Source organism: Paraburkholderia sp. RL17-347-BIC-D (genome assembly GCF_046027915.1).
GTDB lineage: Bacteria > Pseudomonadota > Gammaproteobacteria > Burkholderiales > Burkholderiaceae > Paraburkholderia.
Genome location: NZ_JARESS010000282.1, coordinates 1 through 312, shown reverse-complemented (window position 1 = coordinate 312; position 312 = coordinate 1). Strand labels below are relative to the sequence as shown.

Here is a 312-nt window from a genome sequence, read left to right as displayed (position 1 = left end):
GGCTTCGGCAAATGGCGTGACGGCGCCCGGCAGCAGCAGTTCGTTGACGGCCGGCGCGGCGCGCGGTGCGACCACCGACACGCTGAGCATGCTTTGCGCCTGCGTTTGCTGCGTGAGCGCGGCGCTTGCATGCAGACGCGGCACGATGCCGACGATCAGCAAGGCCGCTGCAAGACCGCTCAGCGCGAACGGCCAGAGACGGCGGCGCGGTTTGACGGTGGGGTCGCGGTGGGACGTGGGGTCGGCGGCGTGCATGCTTTCGTTGCCGCTTGCAGACTGAGCGGCCGTGCCGGCTTGCGCAGCGCCAGCGGT

1 pseudogene is annotated in these 312 nt (G+C 70.8%); it reads right to left on the bottom strand.

The features are described 5' to 3' along the window. A pseudogene (locus tag P0D96_RS48575) lies at window positions 1-312 on the bottom strand (efflux RND transporter periplasmic adaptor subunit); the annotation flags it as partial.